This window comes from Hoyosella sp. YIM 151337, assembly GCF_026041215.1.
Taxonomy (GTDB): domain Bacteria; phylum Actinomycetota; class Actinomycetes; order Mycobacteriales; family Mycobacteriaceae; genus Hoyosella.
In genome coordinates, this window is record NZ_JAPEIQ010000013.1 from 383,598 (window position 1) to 401,618 (window position 18,021).

The window sequence follows — 18,021 nt, forward strand, 5'->3', positions numbered from 1 at the left end:
GGTACCGCGCGGTGACGGTGCACCCGCCAACCGTGGGCGCAGCGCCACTTACGTGCCCCGGACGATCTTGCGGAGCTTCGCCACCCGCACGGAAAGGTCACGCTCATGGCCGTGACCAGCCGGATGGTAGTAGTCCACGCCCACCAGATCGTCAGGCGGATACTGCTGCCGCAGCACACCCTCGGCGACATCATGCGGGTACTTGTATCCGACCGCGTTGCCGAGCGATTGGGCGCCCGAGTAGTGGCCATCGCGCAGGTGCGCTGGTACCGGTCCGGCTTTGCCCGCAGCGACGTCGCGCATGGCGGCGTTCAGCGCGGCAACCACGCCATTAGATTTGGGTGCGGTCGCAAGATGGATTGTCGCGTGCGCAAGTGTCAGCCCCGCCTCTGGCATCCCGATGAGCTGGACGGCTTGTGCCGCAGCTGTTGCTGTCTGCAGTGCCGTGGAATCGGCCATGCCGACGTCCTCGCTGGCATGAATCACAAGCCGTCGGGCGATGAACCGCGGGTCTTCGCCCGCGGTGATCATCCGCGCAAGGTAGTGCAGCGCCGCGTCTACGTCGGAACCGCGGATCGACTTGATGAACGCGCTGATCACGTCGTAGTGCTGATCACCGTCCCGGTCATAGCGAACGGCTGCTTTGTCTACCGATGACTCCACGGTGGCGAGGTCGACGTCGGCGGGCTGGGCGTCTGGTGACGCGCCGGCCAGCGCCGATTCGGCAGCGGCCTCGAGCGCGGTGAGGGCACGTCGCGCGTCCCCAGCCGACAGCGCTATCAGATGTGCACGCGCGTCAGTCGTCAGGCGCACGGTGTCAGCGAGGCCGCGCTCGTCGGTGACCGCACGATCGATCAGCAGGCCGATCGCGGCCTCATCGAGCGGCTTCAACTGCAAGATCAGTGAGCGAGATAAGAGCGGTGCGACAACCGAGAAGGACGGGTTTTCGGTGGTCGCTGCGACCAGCAGCACCGTGCGGTTCTCGACCGCGGCCAAAAGCGCATCCTGCTGGGTCCGGGAAAAGCGATGCACTTCGTCGATGAAAAGCACCGTTTGCTGGCCATTCAGGAGACGCCGCCGCGCGAGATCGATGACGCCGCGGACGTCTTTCACGCCCGCAGACAGTGCCGACAGCGCCTCGAAACGGCGGCCCGTCGCCTGCGATATCAGCGAGGCCATCGTTGTCTTGCCGGTGCCGGGCGGGCCATACAGGATCACTGACGCCGCGCCAGAGCCCTCGACCAGGCGGCGCAGCGGCGAGGCTGGGCCAAGCAGGTGTGCCTGCCCCACGACTTCCTCGAGGGACTCGGGTCGCATTCGTACCGCAAGCGGGCGCAATTCGGTGCGCCCCACTCCCGCGGCACGCGGCTGGCGCTGCTCGTCGGCAGCTGTGCTGAACAGCCCGTCTTCAAGCTCTTCGCTCACCTGTGCGAGGTTACCCGAGCTCGCACGTCAGCCAAACTTTTGGTGAATCCGCCCGCTTCGGTGCGCACGTCTTCGTGACATGGTGTGTGATAAACGAATGGTGATCTCACGCCGAGCGCTGCTGCGCTCTGCAGCAGCGCTTTCTGGCGCCAGCGCTGTCGCTGTGACCTACCCGCATGGGGCCTTCGCGCAACCAGGGCCTGTGTTTCGCCACGGTGTCGCATCCGGGGACCCGCTACCTGATCGGGTGGTCATCTGGACGCGGATCACGCCCGTCCCCGAGGCAGCGCCGGGGTCCGGGATCGGCCCCCCAGTGAGCGTACGCTGGGAGCTCGCGCGCGATCCGGCGTTCACTCAGGTCGCCGCGCAGGGCACCGTCACAACCGGCCCGGAACGTGACCACACCGTGAAAGTCGATGTCAGCGGGCTTGCCCCCGCAAATAGGTACTTCTATCGCTTTCACGCTGGCGGCGAACTTGGCGGCACATCGGACACCGGAACAACCCGCACCGCTCCCGCGCCGGGGACGCCGGTGCCGCGGCTGCGCTTCGCAGTGGTGTCGTGCTCCAACTGGGAGGCCGGGTACTTTTCGGCGTACCGGCACCTCGCGGACCGGGGTGATCTCGACGCGGTTATCCATCTCGGCGACTACCTCTACGAATATGGCGTTGGCGAGTACGGCGGCAAACATGGTTCGGTGCGCGCGCACCAGCCGTCGCATGACATCGTCACCCTTGCCGACTATCGCATCCGCCATGCGCAGTACAAGACCGATCCGGATCTCCAGAGACTGCACCGTGAGGTGCCGTGGATACCAATCTGGGACGACCACGAGTCAGCGAACGACTCGTGGCGCGGCGGGGCCGAGAATCACGATCCCGCCACGCAGGGTGATTGGGCGACCCGCTACCGCAGCGCCTTGCAGGCATACCTCGAATGGCTGCCGGTGCGTCCCGCGGGTGACAGGCTCTACCGGCGGCTGCAGTTCGGCGATCTCTGCGAACTATCGATGATCGACCTGCGCTCCTACCGGGATGAAACCCCGGGGGTCGCCGAGTGGCCAGCCGTTGACGCGCCGGGCCGGACGATCGCCGGAGCGGACCAGCTCTCGTGGCTTGTCACCGGACTCACAACTTCTCCCGCGCGGTGGCAGCTAGTCGGCAATCCGGTGATGATCGCTCCTCTCGTCGTGCCGCCACTCGAACCTGACACCACTGCGGCGATCACCGAGATGCTCGGTATCCCGCGCGGCGGCATTCCCATCAACACCGACCAGTGGGACGGGTATACGGCGGACCGGCGCCGCGTGATCGAGGCGATCACCGCGAACGGCCCGGCGAGCGTCGTGTTCCTGACCGGCGATATTCACTCGACCTGGGCCAACGAACTGCCAATCAATCCCGCGAACTATCCAGCCGGGGGTACGGCCGCCGTGGAGTTCGTTGTCCCTTCCGTGACATCGAAAAATATCGACGACATTCTGCAAGTACCAGAGCGCACCGTCAGCCCCGCGGCTGAAGGCGCCATCCGTCAGGTCAACCAGCATGTACGCGACGTCGAACTCGACTCGCACGGCTACGGCGTGTGCGAGGTAACCCCAGAACAAGTGCAGATGGATTGGTACTACGTAAGCCATGTCGCTGATCCGGGTGCGAGCGTGCGGCATGCGCTGTCGCGGCGTACGCGGCACGGCAGCGCCGTCGTTGAGCCCGCCGTCGTTCTGGATCCCGCCGCATATCAACCCGGAAGGCCGTGACGTACACTATGCCTGCTGCCGCATCTCGCTCTTCCCCCGCCACAACGCGTGCCGGAGTCAGCCGCCGCACTTTGATCGCCGGCTCAGGTGCGCTCGCCGCTGGTGCGACACTCAGTCGCACTGCCGCTGCTTCACCGTCGGGCAGTCGCACAGCAATGTCGGTCCACGTCATCGTCGTCGACGGTCTCCGCGTCGACGAAGTGAACGCGGACCTGATGCCAGTGCTGGCACGGCTGTCCCGCGAGGGCGGCCGCTATGTCACCGCGAACGCGATACAGATCGCCGAGACGCTCCCCAACCACGCCGCGATGATGACGGGCGTCACGCCCGCGCGCAATGGTGTGCCGGCGAACAAAATCTACGACCGTGCCGAAGGCCGCTTCCGGTATCTCGACCGGCCTGATGACCTTTCCGCACCCACTGTGCTCGACATGGTTCGCACCGGGCTGGGTTTGACTACGGCCAGCATCATGTCGAAAGACTATCTTTATGGCCTGTTCAAGGGCCAAGCGTCGGCACACTGGTCGCCGGAGCCGCTGCTGCCGCTGACTGATCACGCGCCGGATCAGTTCACGATGGACGCACTGCTCGACGTCATGCGGGAACACAAGCCCCGGTTGACGTTCACGAATCTCGGTGACGTGGATCGGGTCGGTCACATCGACGTCACCGGCACAGGTTTTCGCTACGCACGTACCGCGGCAGTGCGCAATACCGATGCACAACTTGGCCGGTTCGTCACCTACTTGCACGAGGCGGGCGTATGGGAGTCAAGCGTTGTGATCGTCGTTGCGGACCACTCCATGGACTGGTCGGCGCCGCTGTCGCTCATCAGTCTGCAAGTCCCGTTTTCGCTTGATCCGCTGCTTCGCGATAACACGCGTATCTCCGACAACGGCGGCGCATCGCTGTTCTACTGGACAGGCCCAGCACATCAGCGCGCTGATGCGGTCGCGCGCATGCGGGCAATCGCCGACGGCCACGCGGGCGTCGCCGCCACGTTTGACGCCACGGCCACAGATCTCGGCGAACGTGCGGGTGACGTCGTTGCGTTCTGCCACCCGGGCTGGCGCTTCACGGATCCCACCGTGCTGTCGAATCCCATTCCGGGCAATCACGGACATGACGTCACATTGCCGATTCCGCTGATCGCAACCGGCGGCCATGCGGTGGTACCGCGCGGCGACACGTTCACTGCCCCCGTTACCACGATGGATGTGGCGCCGACTGTCGCCGCACTGTTCGGCCTCGGTGCGCCGGGCGGCGGATTTGACGGCCGGGTACTGCCCGGCTTCTAGCCTGGGAAACCAGTGCGGCGGTTCAGGGCATCCATGACGCGATCGGCATGCTCGGCGATCGCATCAGCACCGATCTGATCAGCCGCAAGCGCCAGTCCCGCCCACCGTGACGCCAGTGCCTGCGCGGGCGGAACGGCAAGTGCATGGTCGCGCTCGATGGCGCGTCGCGCATAGTTATCTGGCAGGTGCCATGCCGTGGAAAGCCACACCCACAGCATGCGTGCGTCAAGCAATCGCGGATAGAGCACGTCGTCGTCTAGCAATTGCGGCCACAAACCGGCAATCTCAGCGCGCCACGCCTCGACCATGGCGTCCGACTGTTCCACGGTGAGGCCCAAATCGCACAAACATTGTGGGAAGGACACCAGCATGCAGCCCAAATCGAGCGTCGCATCCCGGAAGCCGCCCCATTCGTAGTCGAGGAACTTCACTCCGTCTGTGTTGACAACGATGTTGTCGGGGCACAGGTCCGCCGGTGTGAAGGCACGGAACGAACCGCGAGCGAACATCTGAGATGCAGACTCAACCGCGGACAAGACTTCGGGTGGTGTACTGACGCCAAGTTCGTCGCTGAGCAGTGCGGGCACCGATGGTAGCGCCGCACTCATGTCGTCCGTGTTCGCCTGCGGTGACAGCGTGCCGCGCGCGCGCCGAAGCAGCGCGCCGAAATCGTCCGCGCGGCCTGCGGTGACCGCATGCATGCGTCCGAGTGACTGGGCCAGCGCCATCAGCAGGTGCGTAGCCGACGCAGGGTTCTCCCCTGTCAGCAGCACTCCAAGCGTCCGCGCGTCACCGAGGTCGGACAGAATAAGCAGTCGCTGGCTGAGATCGTGGGCAAGAAGTTCCGGCCCCGGGCGCTGCCCGCGCGCAAGGGAATTCGCGAACTGGTAAGACACGGCCTCCCGGATGAAGCCTTCCACACCGCTTTCGTGTGAGTCCCACATTTGCTTGACGATGAGGGTCCGGGGCAACCGGATCGGGCTTTCAGCGACGCGCACGCGAAGAACGACTGCTTGACCGCTTCCCCCCAAGTCCTCCGGGTCGGTGAGAAGGACGTTCACGCCGTAACGCTTCGCCAGAACGCTCTGGGCAGCAGCCACGACGGCCGTCGCTGGATTAGTTATTAGTGCGGTCATCGCCTACCAGGCTACCTGTTTTTTTCCCGGCATTTCCGTCACCTCAGTGGGCTCTCAGGAACTTCTCGAAGTCACGTCTTCACGGAACCGAAGCAATGGGTACGGTCTCCTCATTCGCCGTCGGGGCGACATCCACCGATACCGACATGGAGCTGGTTTTCGCGCGCGTGTAAATGATCCCGCGCAGCGGTGACACATCAACGAAATCGCGTCCCCGCGCGACCGTCACATACCGCTCATCGGCGAACTGGTCGTTAGTCGGATCAAACGCCAGCCAGGTCCCGCCAGGCAGCCACACCGCAGCCCACGCATGCGTCGCATCCGCACCGACCATGCGCTCTTTTCCAGGCGGCGGCGTCGTTGCCAGATAGCCCGAAACATAACTCGCTGCGAGGCCTTGCGAACGCAAACACGCGATCGCGACCCGCGCAAAGTCCTGACACACGCCCGCGCGGCGATTCATCACTTCAGCGACACGTGTCGACACCGTCGTAGAGCCGGAGTGGTACGTGAAGTCGGTGTAGATCCGATGCGTGAGATCCCACACGGCGTCGCCGAGCGGACGCCCGGGTGTGAATGTCTCCGCGGCGTACTCCGAGACTAGCTCGCCGATCTCCGGGGGGTCATTGTCGAGACGGAACTCAACTGCGCGCGCAGCGGCTTTGCCCACCGGCCGAGATAGTTCCCACGGCGCACCCGCGGGGCCGATGGTCAGGTGGTCGGCGGCCGGTGCGTCCACTTCCACCCGGGAACGGCCCGTAACAACCAGTTCCGTGTGACCGGAAGTGACATGAAAATAGAACCCTGTATTGCCGTAGACATCCTTCATGAACGACCGGTCTGACGGTTCAGGTGCCACTGTGACCGTGTGGTCAAGGAGTCGCTGTTCGGGGAGTTCCAGCGGGGTCAGGTAACCACGCCCGTAGGACGACGTAACCTGCTCGGGATACGTGTAAGTGGTGATGTGGGTGACGTCGTACAACCGGGTGCTCACACCGTCACCCCGCTCGGCGAGTCCCTGATCTCAGACGAGCCCCAGAGCGGCTGCATGTCCACGGGGGGTGCCAGCAAACTGGAGAGCACAATGTGCGACAGCTCTTCAAGCCCACTGCCGAGCTCCTGCATGAGCGACCGAAGCGCCGCTCTAGTGTCATTCTCGTCGGCTGCTTCCAGGGCCGCTGGTTCAGCTCGGCGAACATGCGTAACGAGGTCGGTTAACAACCGGGTGACGCGGACGGGCACAGCTTCTTCGGGCAAGCCCGCAAAGTCGTCGCGGAGCCGCTCTAGCTGATACAGCAGCGCACGCGGATTCGCGCCGTCAAATACCAGAAGCTCGGTCATGGGCGCGACGCGCACCACGCCGTGCTGTCGGCGGCGATACATCACCGACGACTCGCACGCGAGCAGCACCGACTCGATAACAGCTTGCTCCGACGGAGCAGGCAGCCGCGTCACAAGGGACGCTTGTATCAAGCGCGTCAATTGCAGGCCGCGCTCAATGCGACGGCCAATGTCCATCAGGTACCAGCCAGGATCGCGCACCAGTGATTCGGCACCCAGTCCGGCAAGCGCGAGCATGCCATGCAGCACCGCGGTATGCGCGGACGCCATAACCACCGGGTCTTCGGTTTCGTCCTCGGTGTATTCGCTGATCGCTTCGCGCACGCCTGTCAGCACCATCCAGGTATCGACCGATAACTGGTCGCGCACACCCCGTGCCGCTGACTCGAGTCGGCGCACCGCATACGCAAGCGAACCGACACGGTCGGGATCGCCTGTCAGCGAACTCATTTCGGCAAGCGCCGCCGCGGCAGCCCCATCACCGGGTGACTTCGCGCCGTCCGCTGTCACGGGATCGCCGTCTGCCGCCGAACCCGCGACCGCGCTCAGCGCAGTGATCAGCACAGTGAGTGAGCGACTGCCCGGCAGCCACGGCCGAAAGCGGTAGTCCTGGTAACGTTCGCGAACCGCACCCAGCAAGCGCGCCATGTCCTCAGCCTGCTCCGCGTGGCGGCCTAGCCAGTAGAGGTCACTGAGCACACGGGGCGAACTCACCCCCTCCCAAGGCAAGCCGTGCTGGGCCGCCGTGAGTGCGAGTGCGGCGTCGGTCTCGACGCCCGCAGGCGCGACGTGAGCCCCCTCCGCCGGCTTTTCTGCCTGCACCCAGATGTCTTTGGCCGCCCCGATCCCGGGCACCGTTACGCCTGCTGACGACTCGATCGGAACATGGGCGAAACCGCCCGCCATCGCGGTGAACCCAGCGCGCTGGGCCACAGAGAACAAACGCATCGTCACAGGTGCCGTGGCAATCCCTCCAGTTGCACTGACGACCGGTTCCCGCGCCAGTTCCGGTCGGGCCTGGGCGCACCATTGCCAGGATTCAGCCTCAACCCTTGCCAGCAACTCGTCCCGCTGTGCCCGGCTCAGGTCGGCACCGGTGTATACCTCACCGGTTCGTATGTTTTCGGCAACGACATCGCTCAACCGCTCGCGGAAGACGGTGATTCCTTCGCGGCTGCCCGCCCACCATCCCGGTACCGCTGGCAGTATCAGGTCCTCGTCAAGCAAGACCCGCGCGATCTCGGGGAGGTACGAACTGAGCGCAAAGCTTTCGACGACGCCACAACCCACCGGATTCACCACGGTCACGGCGCCGCGGCGCGCCATCTCGGTGAGCCCGGCCACGCCGGTGCGCGCAGCCGATCGCTGATCGAGCGGATCCGTAGCGGGCGCGTCGACGAACCGGACCACCACATCGATCGGCAACCGCTTGCCTAGGGCCCGCATCCACAATCTGCCCTCACGGACAGTCAGATCCGAGCTTTCGACGAGCGGGTAACCCAGCACTGACGCCAGGAAAGCGTGGTCGAACGACGCCGCGCTTTCCGGCCCTGGGCTGAGGATCGCCACCAGCGGATCAGAAATGTGTCCAGGCGCGACGGATGCGAGCGCTACGCGCATGACCTGCACGAACGACGCGAGGGGGCGCGGCATTGACCGCTGGTACAGCTGCGGCATCGCGCGTGCGAGGACTTTGCGGTCCGCGAGCGCATATCCCACTCCCACCGGGGCTTGTGCCCGGTCAGCGGCGACGGCGAACTCACCTCCTTCGAGGGTCACTACGTCGGCGGCGTACAGAAACAGCGAGGGTGTACCCGAGCCACTGCCCGCCGAAATAACGGGGTGGGCGGCACGAAGATACCCGCGGTGGCCGTACACAAGTTCCGGCGGCACCAATCCTTCGCTGATCACGCGTTGCTCGCCGTAGATATCTGACAGCAGCGCATCGAGGATCCGCGCGCGCTGCGCGAGCGCGGTTTCCAGATGGCGCCACCGTGCCGGGTCCAGCGCTACCGGGATCGGGTCGAGATTCCAGGACGTGCCTTCATCAGCGAAAGTGATTCCGTCATTCGCGACGAGCCGCCGAACGCGGCTGCGCAGGCGGCGCAGGCCGTCGCCGCCAAGCGCGAGAATCGAGTCAGCCTCGTTCAAATCGCCCGCCGGGGTCGCCTCATTCATCGCAGCTGTGTCACTTCCCGGCTCAGTTATTGCTTATCTCCGGTTGTTTTGCGAGCGGGACGCGCATCGATTCCCGATTCCTTGCGCTGCTGCTCGGTGATCGGCGCCGGCGCATCGGTCAGCGGATCGACCCCACCGCCCGTCTTGGGGAACGCGATAACGTCACGGATGGAGTCAGACTTTGACAACAACGCGACGATGCGGTCCCATCCGAACGCGATACCGCCGTGCGGCGGTGCACCGAACTTGAACGCGTCGAGGAGGAAGCCGAATTTGTCCTGCGCTTCCTCGGCTGCGATGCCCATGACTTTGAAGACACGCTCTTGCACGTCACGCCGGTGGATACGAATGCTGCCGCCACCGATCTCATGGCCGTTACACACGATGTCGTAGGCGTAGGCGAGCGCCGAGCCAGGGTCGGTGTCGAACGTGTCCACGCATTCCGGCTTCGGTGAGGTGAACGCGTGGTGCACCGCAGTCCAGGCGCTGTATCCCAGGGCGACGTCACCAGAGGCTGTGGCCTCCTCGACTGGTTCGAATAGCGGGGCGTCCACTACCCATACGAACGACCACGCGCTCTCATCGAGCGCGCCGGTACGCTTCGCGATCTCGACCCGCGCGGCCCCAAGCAGGGCGCGGGAAGTTTTCGGACTGCCCGCACCGAAAAAGACACAGTCGCCCGGCTCCGCGCCGACATGCGCGGCAAGTTTCTCACGCTCGGCCTCCGACAGGTTCTTCGCGACCGGGCCACCGAGGGTGCCGTCTTCCCCGACAAGCACATACGCCAGGCCTTTAGCACCGCGCTGTTTGGCCCACTCCTGCCAGGCGTCGAGCTGACGCCGCGGCTGGCTCGCACCGCCCGGCATGACCACCGCGCCGACGTACGGCGCCTGGAATACACGGAACGGTGTGTCCTTGAAGAAGTCGGTGCACTCGACGAGTTCGAGACCGAAGCGCAAGTCCGGCTTGTCGGTGCCGTAACGGCGCATCGCCTCCGCGTAGGTGATTTGCTGGATCGGCGTTTCGATTTCGTAGCCGATGAGCTTCCACAGCGCGGCGAGGATCTCCTCCGCGAGGAGAATGACATCCTCCTGCCGCACGAAACTCATCTCCAGGTCGAGCTGGGTGAACTCCGGCTGGCGGTCCGCACGGAAATCCTCGTCCCGGTAGCAGCGGGCAATCTGGTAGTACCGTTCGACGCCCGCGACCATGAGCAGCTGCTTGAACAGCTGCGGGCTTTGCGGCAACGCGTAGAAACTGCCGGGCTGCAACCGCGCTGGTACCAGGAAGTCGCGCGCACCCTCGGGGGTCGACCGGGTCAGCGTCGGCGTTTCCACTTCGACGAACTCGTGCCGTGCCAGCACACCCCTAGCGGCGGCGTTGACGCGCGAACGCAGCCGGATCGCCTCACCAGGGGCGTCGCGCCGCAGATCAAGGTAGCGGTAGCGCAGGCGCGTCTCCTCGCCCACATGCTCCTCGTCTAGCTGGAATGGCAGCGCCGCGCTCTCGTTGAGAACCTCAAGAGACGTGGCGTTCACCTCGATCTCTCCGGTCGGGATCTCATAGTTCGCGTTGCCCTCGGGGCGCATTTCGACGATCCCGGTGACGCTGATGCAGAATTCGGAGCGCAGCCGGTGGGCCCGCTCAAGAATCGCTTCATCCCGGAAAACCACCTGGCACACGCCTGACGCATCACGGAAGTCGATGAAAATCACACCGCCGTGGTCGCGGCGCCGCGCCACCCAGCCAGCAAGGGTGACTGTCTGCGAGCCGTGTTCAGCGCGAAGCGAACCGGCCAGATGAGTGCGAAGCACAGGGATCCTTCCTCAATTTGCACGAGCGAGAGCGCATGGCTCCATACGATCCTAGAGCCTGTTTTACCGACCCTCGAAGCTGGGACCGTGCGTCACGAGTAACACCATCAGGATCACATTGCGCGGACGCCATGGAAAACTAGTTTGATGACGTTCAACCCGAACGCTCGCACGGATCCCCGGCGCGTGCGCACCCGTGGCGGCGGCAAGCAAGGAACGACGCTTGTGGTTGGCGGCGGCGGCATCGGCGCGCTGATCATCCTCGCAGTCATCCTCCTGACTGGCGGCGACCCTAGCCAGGTCCCTGGACTCACTGAACCCGGCGCTCCAGGCGCGGGCACTGCGGGCGCGCCCGATGTATCGCATTGCGTTTCCGGCGCCGCAGCGAACGAGGACGTCAACTGCCGGATCGTCGCGACGGCCCACAGCCTTGATCAGATCTGGTCGGTTGCGCTCCCCCACACTGGGCTGCAGTACGAGCCGCCGGGTGTCACGTTATTCACCGCATCCGTGGGCACGGCGTGCGGAAACGCGACGAGCGCGGTCGGGCCCTTCTACTGCCCCGCCGATCAGACAACATACTTCGACACGTCCTTCTTCGACGTGCTCAGCCGGCAGTTCGGCGCGTCGTCCGGCCCACTCGCACAGCAGTACGTCGTTGCGCACGAGTTCGGCCACCACATTCAGCACCTGATGGGAGATCTAGATCGGTCCCGTACCGACCCACGCGGTCCGGGCTCCGGCGCAGTCCGGACCGAACTGCAAGCTGACTGCTACGCAGGACTGTGGGCGCATCACGCCGACAAAACACCAATGCCGGGTGAAACGGCACCGTATCTGCTGCCGCTTACGGCTCAGGACATCGCTGACGCCCTATCCGCAGCGGAGGCGGTGGGCGATGATCGCATCCAGCACGCCGCTACCGGCCAGGTTAACCCCGAATCGTGGACGCACGGGTCGGCGGAACAGCGTCAGCGCTGGTTCACACGCGGGTACGAGACCGGTAGCATCGCCGCGTGTGACACCTTCAGCGCCCCCGAGCTCTGAAAGCGTTCGCGGTTCGAGGCTATTTGAGCAGCCGAGACATCCGGCGGTCAGCGAGGATCTTGCCGCCAGTCTGACACTGCGCGCAGTACTGGAACGAGCGGTCCGCATACGACACCTCCCGCACCAACGAACCACAGACCGGGCATGGCAGCCCAGTGCGCGCGTGCACGCGCAAGCCCGATCGTTTCTCCCCTTTGAGCCGCGCGACGTCCTCGCCGACACACCTTGCTACAGCGTCGGATAGAACGCTGTAAAGCGCCTGATGCAGACTGGCAGCCGCGTCCGCCGACAGCGAGTTCGCCTGCGCGAAGGGTGACAACTTCGCGACATGCAGTATTTCGTCTGAGTACGCGTTGCCGACACCGCTCACGACCGACTGGTCAGTGAGGAAGGTCTTCAACCGTGCGGTTGAGTCGGCCAAGAGCCGGCTCAGGTCCTTTTCGGTCACGTCCAGCGCGTCGGGACCGAGCCGGCTTATCTGCGCGAGGTCGTGCGGGTCGCGAGCGACCCACACCGCGAGGCTCTTCTTCGTGCCGGCTTCCGTCAGGTCGAGGCCGCTGCCACTGGCCAGGTGGATTCGCATCGCGATCGGGCCCCGCCCCTGCTTCGGCGCCGCCGCGGATATCGCGTCCGACCAGCGCAGCCAGCCCGCCCGGGCGAGGTGGAAGACCAGGTACAGCGCCTCGTCAGCACGCGTGCATTCGACCGCGAGGTACTTTCCGAACCGTTGTATGGCAGTTATCTCGCGTCCGTGCAGTTCTGTCGGCGGCGGATCGAAGGTCTTCAGCACGCTGATCTGGCTGACATCAACTCGCGTGATTGCAGTACCTACGGCATGTTCCCGCAGGAAGTGAGCGATGGCTTCGACTTCGGGAAGTTCTGGCACCTTCTCAGTCTGCCTTCGGTCGAGACGCACGAAAAGCGCAATCGCGCAATTCGCCGGTCAAAACGCCGGTGGCATTACCAAATTATTAGCAGACTTTTAATTTGAATCCGTGTGTGCCACGGCTCGAAGAGCGTCCCATGAAATACCATCGTAGTTATAGCCCCGGATCGATTCGGAACACCAACCGTTGGGGACTTTGGTTCACGCGACCGCAACCACAATCCGGTTGCGCTACTAGAGGGGGGACCATGGTATTGCCGGTCTCGGTGCGAAAGAGCACCCTATGCGACGCTGTGCGCCTGCCGAACACGCTGATCCGGCGAGTTGCGCGCGAGATGCCGACACGAGCGGAGTCCATCGCAGCGCAGTTTTTTGGACAGCGGCTCGATCCGTTGAGCGCTGCCCCTGGCAATTACCTTGCGCGACAGGGCACCAAGGTCATCGCCGTCCACGGTCCGTACCGCAGGTATCCCTCTGGGCTGCGGTATTACCTTCGGCACACCCCCGACAACCGCGGCGGCTGGTACATCTTCGCCGGGCAGCTGGATTGGGTGACAGTGCCCGTTATCGCGCGCGCCACGGAGGCCACCCAGCTTTTTGCGTCCAACAGCAAGCTGATGTTCAACAGCACGCTGCGCCGCCTTCAACTGGAGGATCTACGCGTCGCCGCTTGACGTACGCGCGCGGCGACGCAGCACATCGCGGATTCTGCGCGGATAAATGCCCTGCGCGGCGAGTGCTTTCCGTGTCTTTCTGCGCGTCACCAGCACGCCGGTAATCGCGATCGCCCAGATCGGGTACTGGACGAGCCAGGCGGCGCGGAACGCTTCCGCAGAATACTCGCCGAAGAACGTCAGCACCACGCCGACCGCCGCGACCGTGACGAGCGTTCCACTGAAGCCGCCCTGGTTTACCATTCCCTGTGCGATGCCGAGCGTGCGCGGATCGTTGAAGGTACGCGCGTAATCGAAGCCGATGATCGAGCCTGGACCACCGGCTGCCATCGCGATGACGAGCAGCAGGATAACCCAGTAAGGCGCGGGCCACGGAATTGCCAGGACGACCGTCCACATCACCACATTCGCGCTGATGATTGCAATGACAAGCCAGGATCGCCGCAGCGGGTGCCGGGCCGTTAGTGCCCCCACCCCTGGACCGATCACGATCGTCGCGACCACGAAGATCGTCAGCAAGACGCTCGCCGCGGGTTCGCTCAGGCCCTGTGCCGTCACCAGGTACGGAAATCCCCACAGGAGCACGAATACATTGCCGGAAAACGAGGTACCCATGTGGGCGTAAAAGCCCAGGCGCGTTCCAGACTGCCCCCACACCGAGGAGATCGTTTTCCCCACCGCACGCAAGGACGCGGGACGTGTCGTCACCTCCCGGCCGAAGGGGTCGTTGCGGATTATCAGTACCGCAAGAACCGCGGCGAACACGCACAGCGCCGCAACCGACAAGTATGCCGTCAGCCAGCCTGGCCCGCGCAGCAGGAATAGCAGCGGCACTGCGGACAGCACCTGGCCGCTCTGGCCGAGAATGCCAGTGAGCTGGGTGATCACCGGGACTTTCCGGTTCGAGAACCACTGGGGTATTAGCCTGATGACGGCGATGAAGATCAGCGCGTCACCGAGACCTACGAGCACACGCGCGGCGATCGCCCACTGCAGGTCGGTGCTAAACGCCAGCACAATCTGGCCAGCACCCATAATGAGTGCACCCGTCGTGATCATCGCACGCGATCCGAACCGGTCGAGCAGCACGCCCGAGGGTATCTGCATCGCCGCATACACCACGACCTGCAGCACGACGAACAGCGACAGCACTCCCGCCGACACGCCGAACCGGGTTGTCGCTTCCAGGCCCGCGACGCCGAGGGAGGTCCGGTTAAGGACGGCCACGACGTACGCGAAAAGGCCGACACCCCAAACGATCAGTGGTGCGCGAAGAAGGGCCCCGGGACCGGCTGAACTCTTTCCCTTCACAGACATCTGCGAACTAACAAAACAACAAAATCATTAACCACACACGTAATCATGCTTGGTTTGCCGGCGGAATGCATATCGCCCGCGCGGGCACCAGATTCGATGTCGTTTTGCGTCAAAAGAGCGTCAGCGCAGGCTCCGGAACGCTACTCCCCCGGGCCGTTCCCGCGGGACGATCGGCAGCATCCTCCACCTTCCGAAATCCGCTGGAGCTATTCCCCGCCAGGCCGTGCATCCGCACTAGTGGCGTCACGCGACCGCGCAGCCAGTCTCGATACTCCGCACTCACGTAAGCGCCGCGGCCGTAGATCACTCGATATCGCCGGATCAGCGACGGATGGTGCTCACTCAGCCATTCAAGGAAGACGCCGCGGGTACTGCCGCGCAGATGCATAGGCAGCACGGTGACTGACGTCGCGCCAGCATCAGCAATCGCAGCGAGCAGGGCGTCGAGATGCTCCGCGGAGTCTGTGAGGTACGGTACGACCGGCGCGACCATGACACCGCAGGAAAATCCTGCCTCGCGGACAGCCCGGATGAGTCCCAGCCGGGCGCGCGGCGCCGGGGTGCCCGGCTCGAGTGACCGCTGCAAATCGTCATCGAGGATGGCCAGCGACACCCCGATAGCTACATCGACGTGACGCGCCACCGCGCTGAGCAGCGGCAGGTCGCGCCGAAGCAGCGTCCCTTTCGTCAACACCGAAAACGGCGTTCGCGACTCCGCCAGCGCAGAGATAATGCCCGGCATCAGCCGGTAGCGCCCTTCGGCCCGCTGATACGGATCGGTATTCGTACCGAGGGCCACATGCTCACGGCGCCATGAGCCACGGCGCAGTTCTTTGCGCAGCACCGGAACGATGTTCGTCTTGACCACAATTTCGCGGTCAAAATCGGCCCCCGCACTGAAATCCAAATACTCGTGCGTCGGCCGCGCGTAGCAGTACTTGCATTGATGCGTACAGCCGCGAGACGGATTAACTGTCCACCTGAACGGCATCGCCGATCCCTCGGGAACCCGATTCAGCGCAGACTTGCACAGCACCTCGTGAAACGTCACACCGTCAAACTCCGGTGCCTGGATGCTGCGCACAAGACCCGCACGTGTCAGCCCGGGAAGCGCGCCGTCGTCGACAGCCAAAGATTGTGCGTCCCACCTCACGCACAAATTCGAACACGTGTTCTAGTCGGTGTCAAGCAGGCTTACTAGGTCAGCGTCTGTTAGCACAACCCGGCCGGTTCGGCTTGGCTTCTGCAGACCTCCCTGGGCTGCTGCCGGACGCGGCGCGCCGGGCCCTCTCTGCGATTCAGCACGCTCCACGGCGCGGTAGAGGGGGCGTTCAGTCAGCGCAGCTCCGCGAGCCTCAGCCCGCAAGTGCTCAACTAGCACGCGTGACACGGTGCCTGCCGTGATCGATTCACTCATCGCGAGTACGTCAGCCAGCCGGCGGATCGCCATAAGATCTAGCTCCGCACCGCGATCGGTCCCGTATAAGGCGAGGTGCACGGTCACCGTGCTCTGATGGTCCTGAAGTACCAGGTGAACCTGCCGGAACCGCCCAGGCTGCACGGTAACCTCCGCACGCCGCAGCGCACCCGTATCAACGGACTTCGTCGTGAGTCCGCGCGAATACACGGTCCGGCCGTCGAGCCAGGCCGCCCGGCGCGCCGCGAACAGCGCGCCGAAACCCGGCGGACCACCGACTACTGCGCCAACCAGGACACCAATCCAGAGCTGACTCACCAGCGACACCAGCAGTGCGAGCGCGGCACCCACTGCGAAACAGATCAGCGCAATCCGTCGCAGCTTCGGGACGACAACGTCACGGCGAACCAGATCGAGGGCCACGGGAGGTGCGGGCTCCGGCTGTGGCAGATCAGTCACGAGTCGCCACCACCTCGTCACGAACGGAACTGAATTCGACCGCACGCTGGTCACCGCTGCGAAGATCCTTCAGACCCACGACCCCGTCCGCGAGGTCCCGATCACCCAGGACCAGCGCGATTCGCGCTCCTGACTTGTCCGCGGCCTTCATCGCCCCTTTAAGACCGCGGTTTCCGTAAGCGATATCGACGGCGATACCGGCGCTGCGCAGTTCTTGCGCCAGAACAACCATGCGTTCCCGGGCTGCTTGCCCAAGCGGCACCCCAAACACCTCGCACCGAGCGGTGTCCCCCGCTGTCCTCTGCTCCGCTGCGAGGGCAAGCACCGTCCGGTCGACGCCAATTCCGAAACCGATTCCCGATAATTCCAGGCCGCCGAGTTCAGCCATCAGGCCGTCATAGCGGCCGCCTCCGCCGATTCCCGACTGTGCACCCAAACCGTCATGGACGAACTCAAACGTCGTCTTCGTGTAATAGTCCAGACCGCGCACCAGCCGTGGATTGATGACGTAGGAAACGCCAAGCCGGTCGAGGTGGCCGAGGACCTCGTCGAAGTGCGCCTTCGCGCCCTCGGACAGGTGATCAAGCATGAGCGGTGCATTCGCGGTCATCTCTTTGATGTGCGGCCGCTTGTCGTCAAGGACTCGCAGCGGGTTCAGCTGAGCGCGGGTCCGTGTCTCCTCGTCGAGATCAAGCGCGAGTAAGAAGTCCTGGAGGCGCTCGCGATACTGCGGACGGCACGTGTCGTCGCCCAGTGACGTGATCTCAAGACGATAGCCGCCCAGCCCCAAGGCGCGGAACCCCGCGTCCGCCACGGCAATCACCTCCGCGTCAAGGGCCGGATCGTCGACACCGATCGCTTCGATTCCAACCTGTTGCAGCTGACGGTACCGCCCTGCCTGCGGACGCTCATAACGGAAGAACGGACCCGCGTAGCTGAGCTTCACCGGCAGCTGGCCACGATCTAGCCCATGCTCTATCACCGCGCGCATGACACCCGCCGTACCTTCCGGGCGCAGAGTCACCGACCGGCCGCCCCGATCGGCGAAGGTATACATCTCCTTCGACACCACATCTGTGGACTCGCCGACACCGCGCGCGAATAGGGACGTATCCTCGAAAATCGGGAGTTCGATGTGGCTGTAACCCGCGAGACGGGCGGTGTGGAGCAGTCCGTCCCGCACCGCGAGGAACTCAGACGACACGGGCGGAACGTAGTCAGGCACCCCTTTGGGGGCTGAAAATCTGGTTGTCACGTTTGCTGGTTCGACTTT

Annotated in this window: 14 protein-coding genes; 4 read left to right on the plus strand and 10 right to left on the minus strand. The window is 64.4% G+C overall.

Features of this window, described 5'->3' with window-relative positions:
• Positions 1–48: 48 nt before the first annotated feature.
• Positions 49–1,425 carry a replication-associated recombination protein A gene (locus ONR57_RS07955; RefSeq protein WP_265122610.1) on the minus strand — a complete coding sequence of 459 codons (1,377 nt, stop codon included), beginning with the start codon at positions 1,423–1,425 and terminating at the stop codon, positions 49–51.
• A 97-nt stretch (positions 1,426–1,522) separates the two neighbouring features.
• On the opposite strand from ONR57_RS07955, the gene ONR57_RS07960 reads away from it, so the two are divergent.
• Positions 1,523–3,181: an alkaline phosphatase gene (locus tag ONR57_RS07960; RefSeq protein ID WP_265122612.1), complete on the plus strand. Its 1,659-nt coding sequence runs from the start codon at positions 1,523–1,525 to the stop codon at positions 3,179–3,181.
• On the plus strand, positions 3,178–4,479 hold the full coding sequence (locus ONR57_RS07965) for an alkaline phosphatase family protein (RefSeq protein ID WP_265122613.1): 1,302 nt from the start codon (positions 3,178–3,180) through the stop codon (positions 4,477–4,479). The genes ONR57_RS07960 and ONR57_RS07965 overlap by 4 nt, the downstream gene beginning before the upstream one ends.
• On the opposite strand, the gene ONR57_RS07970 is transcribed toward ONR57_RS07965, so the two are convergent.
• From ONR57_RS07970 to aspS, 4 genes are all read right to left on the minus strand, one after another.
• Positions 4,476–5,615, minus strand: coding sequence for a phosphotransferase family protein (locus tag ONR57_RS07970; RefSeq protein ID WP_265122614.1), 1,140 nt, complete (start codon positions 5,613–5,615; stop codon positions 4,476–4,478). The genes ONR57_RS07965 and ONR57_RS07970 overlap by 4 nt on opposite strands.
• 79 nt (positions 5,616–5,694) lie before the next feature.
• Positions 5,695–6,609: a transglutaminase family protein gene (locus ONR57_RS07975; protein ID WP_265122616.1), complete on the minus strand. Its 915-nt coding sequence runs from the start codon at positions 6,607–6,609 to the stop codon at positions 5,695–5,697.
• Positions 6,606–9,134, minus strand: a complete 2,529-nt coding sequence (locus ONR57_RS07980) for a circularly permuted type 2 ATP-grasp protein (RefSeq protein ID WP_265122617.1) — start codon at positions 9,132–9,134, stop codon at positions 6,606–6,608. Before ONR57_RS07980 ends, ONR57_RS07975 begins: the two co-directional genes overlap by 4 nt.
• 26 nt (positions 9,135–9,160) lie before the next feature.
• A complete protein-coding gene (gene aspS, locus ONR57_RS07985; RefSeq protein WP_265122618.1) occupies positions 9,161–10,948 on the minus strand; it encodes an aspartate--tRNA ligase in 1,788 nt (595 codons plus the stop codon).
• Between the two features lie 147 nt (positions 10,949–11,095).
• On the opposite strand from aspS, the gene ONR57_RS07990 reads away from it, so the two are divergent.
• Positions 11,096–11,995 carry a neutral zinc metallopeptidase gene (locus ONR57_RS07990; RefSeq protein WP_265122619.1) on the plus strand — a complete coding sequence of 300 codons (900 nt, stop codon included), beginning with the start codon at positions 11,096–11,098 and terminating at the stop codon, positions 11,993–11,995.
• Between the two features lie 19 nt (positions 11,996–12,014).
• On the opposite strand, the gene ONR57_RS07995 is transcribed toward ONR57_RS07990, so the two are convergent.
• Positions 12,015–12,881 (minus strand): Fpg/Nei family DNA glycosylase, encoded by an 867-nt coding sequence (locus ONR57_RS07995; protein WP_265122620.1) that lies wholly within the window; start codon positions 12,879–12,881, stop codon positions 12,015–12,017.
• 248 nt (positions 12,882–13,129) lie between these two features.
• On the opposite strand from ONR57_RS07995, the gene ONR57_RS08000 reads away from it, so the two are divergent.
• Positions 13,130–13,555, plus strand: a complete 426-nt coding sequence (locus ONR57_RS08000; protein ID WP_265122621.1) for a hypothetical protein — start codon at positions 13,130–13,132, stop codon at positions 13,553–13,555.
• Here ONR57_RS08000 and ONR57_RS08005 read toward each other — a convergent pair.
• The 4 genes from ONR57_RS08005 to hisS form a co-directional block, all read right to left on the minus strand.
• Entirely contained in the window at positions 13,538–14,872 is a 1,335-nt protein-coding gene (locus tag ONR57_RS08005) for a nitrate/nitrite transporter (protein WP_265122622.1), read from the minus strand. The two genes, ONR57_RS08000 and ONR57_RS08005, sit on opposite strands and share 18 nt — an antisense overlap.
• Before the next feature lie 109 nt (positions 14,873–14,981).
• Positions 14,982–16,025 (minus strand): Rv2578c family radical SAM protein, encoded by a 1,044-nt coding sequence (locus ONR57_RS08010; protein WP_265122623.1) that lies wholly within the window; start codon positions 16,023–16,025, stop codon positions 14,982–14,984.
• Between the two features lie 21 nt (positions 16,026–16,046).
• A complete protein-coding gene (locus ONR57_RS08015) occupies positions 16,047–16,748 on the minus strand; it encodes a hypothetical protein (protein WP_265122624.1) in 702 nt (233 codons plus the stop codon).
• Entirely contained in the window at positions 16,741–18,003 is a 1,263-nt protein-coding gene (gene hisS, locus ONR57_RS08020) for a histidine--tRNA ligase (protein ID WP_265122625.1), read from the minus strand. Before hisS ends, ONR57_RS08015 begins: the two co-directional genes overlap by 8 nt.
• Positions 18,004–18,021 lie beyond the last annotated feature (18 nt).

Bases quoted from the DNA above. Each gene is read 5' to 3' on its own strand.
- ONR57_RS07960 (WP_265122612.1), top strand. From the start codon at position 1,523: ATGGTGATCTCACGCCGAGCGCTGCTGCGCTCTGCAGCAGCGCTTTCT.
- ONR57_RS07970 (WP_265122614.1), bottom strand. From the start codon at position 5,615: ATGACCGCACTAATAACTAATCCAGCGACGGCCGTCGTGGCTGCTGCC.
- ONR57_RS07980 (WP_265122617.1), bottom strand. From the start codon at position 9,134: ATGAATGAGGCGACCCCGGCGGGCGATTTGAACGAGGCTGACTCGATT.
- ONR57_RS07990 (WP_265122619.1), top strand. From the start codon at position 11,096: ATGACGTTCAACCCGAACGCTCGCACGGATCCCCGGCGCGTGCGCACC.
- ONR57_RS08000 (WP_265122621.1), top strand. From the start codon at position 13,130: ATGGTATTGCCGGTCTCGGTGCGAAAGAGCACCCTATGCGACGCTGTG.
- ONR57_RS08005 (WP_265122622.1), bottom strand. From the start codon at position 14,872: ATGTCTGTGAAGGGAAAGAGTTCAGCCGGTCCCGGGGCCCTTCTTCGC.